This is a genomic window from Nocardia sp. 852002-51101_SCH5132738 (assembly GCF_001665695.1).
GTDB classification, from domain to species: Bacteria; Actinomycetota; Actinomycetes; order Mycobacteriales; family Mycobacteriaceae; genus Nocardia; species Nocardia nova.
Genome location: NZ_LZML01000113.1, coordinates 1 through 2158, shown reverse-complemented (window position 1 = coordinate 2158; position 2158 = coordinate 1). Strand labels below are relative to the sequence as shown.

The 2158-nt window shown below is 67.7% G+C and carries 1 protein-coding gene; it reads left to right on the top strand.

Translation table 11 applies throughout. The annotated features are described in order from the left end of the window. The first annotated feature begins 109 nt into the window (after positions 1-109). Entirely contained in the window at positions 110-1825 is a 1716-nt protein-coding gene (locus A5789_RS16835; protein ID WP_064927295.1) for a hypothetical protein, read from the top strand. The last annotated feature ends 333 nt before the right edge of the window (positions 1826-2158 follow it).

Sequence of the window (2158 nt, the reverse complement as noted above, 5' to 3'; positions counted from 1 at the left end):
GGGCGGTGGCCCGACGACGTGGTCGAACAGGTCAGGGCCCAGATTGCCGCTGAGCAGAGCACGACAGATCAGCCGCCGGCGGGTGTCCGGCGACGGGGGAAGGCATGACATGAGCACGACATTCGATCCGGACGAGGCCGAGGACCTGGCCGCCCGGGTGGCCACCGCCCGGGGGCGGCTGGCCTGGCAGCACGATCCGGCCCTGCGGGAAATGCTCAGCGACGACGAGCTGGCCGCCGAACGCGAGCTGGCCGAATGGGAACGCGCGACCGATCGCGAGATCCGCCGCCGCACCAAAGCCGCACAGCTGGCCGCGCTCAAACGCGCCCAGAAATCCGATCAGCAGATCGCGCGCGTCGACGACAAGGATTCGCGCTGGCATCGCAAAGCACGGGCCGCGCGCCGGCGCATGGCCTCCCCGGATGCCCAGCTGGCCCAGCTGTACCGCCACGCCTCGTGGTCGGCGCGGGCGCTGATCACCGTGGTGGTGATCGGCATGGCCTGGTCCGGGGTCAACGTCCAGCACAACCTGGTGCCCGACGGCGACACCGCCGACCCGCTGTACTGGCTGTCCTACGGACTCGAGGCCATGATCAGCGTCCCGATCATCGCCATCATGGTGGTGGCCACCAACGCCGCGCGTCTCGGCAAGGAGATCGACCGCGGGAAGGTGGTGTTCCTCGAGCTGGCGCTGATGGGACTGACCGTGGGCCTCAACGTCATCCCCCGGATCGCTGCCGACGACGGGGCGCGGGCCGCCGAGTTCGCGGTGGCGCCGTTCATGGTCGGGGTGGTGATCTGGCTTCACTCGTGGGTCGCTGGCCGCTACGCGACTCTGATCGACGAGTGCGCCGTCGACGATGACGAGTCCTATCGAGCACCCCGGAACGAACCGAGCACCCCGCCGCCTCCCGGTGCCCGATACAGCGCGCCTACCGAGCAGATGACCCCCGGGCCGCTCCCGATGGGTCGCCGTGTCGAGCAGGCGGCGACCGCTGACGAGCACGAACCCAGCAGTATGGCCGCCGCTACCGCGCACCTGGGTAGCAGCGCCGAATCCGTGTCGAGCACTTCTCCGGTGCTTGGCGAGCACCCCGCCCAGGTGGTTGCTCTCGCCGAGACCACGCTGCCGCTGCCGGTGGTGGCCGTCGAGAACGGAATCGACGAGGGCCAGGCCGTGACCGCCGACCCCGGCAACGGAACCGAGCACCCCGCCGACCTGGAGATTTCCAGCCAGGATGCGCCCGTGACCGAACCGGCTGCCGCTGTTGAGCAGCCTGTCGAGCACCCCTCGGATTCGGCGGCTCCGGTAGCGAGCACCGACGCCGAACCCCTCGGCGAGACCCCCGCCACCACGCAATCGGGCGATGTTGTCGAGCAGCCTGACGAGCACCCCCGCCCCGTCGCCGGATCCAGTGACGCCGCTGTCGAGCACCTGGCAAGCACCCCCGCCGACGCCGAAACCGATCCTGTCGAGCATGTCGAGCACCCTGGCGAGCATGTCGAGCAGCCTGACGAGCAGGCTGGGGACGCGCCCCTGGATCCGTTCAAACCGGAGACGTGGGGGGCGGACTCTGTTGAGGTCCCGAATCCGTTCACGCCGGAGTTGTGGGAGCTGGCCACCGAGGTGCACCGCATCAGCAATTCCCGGTTGCCTGTCGATCGGGTCGCCGCGGCGCTGGCCGATCGGGCCGCCACCGGACACGGTGCCTCACGGGTGGCGCGGGATCTGGGAGTGTCCTTCGGCTCGGTGCAGCGCTGGTTCGACGCCGCCGATGAACTCAACACTGCCAGCGGGGTGGTGATCGCCCTGCGCAAGCACTGACCAACCGATCGACCGCGGTTTCGGCCCCGAGCCTCCTGCTACAGGCTCGGGGCCGAACTATATCCAGCCACCATCAACCACCATCACACCCGTATACAGCCACAACCACACCACATACAACCACCACTACACCCGCATACAACCAACCCATATACGCACACCAACACCCATATACGCCCACCAACCACACAGACCGAAAAATCTGAACACACCTTTGGCACCATCCCGTATACCGCCACCGATATACGCCCACCCGCACCGATATACGCCACACATACGCAACCCAGTCACACCAGCCACCAACACTTCGCTACACCTTTTGCACCTTCCCGT

Bases quoted from the DNA above. Each gene is read 5' to 3' on its own strand.
- A5789_RS16835 (WP_064927295.1), top strand. From the start codon at position 110: ATGAGCACGACATTCGATCCGGACGAGGCCGAGGACCTGGCCGCCCGG.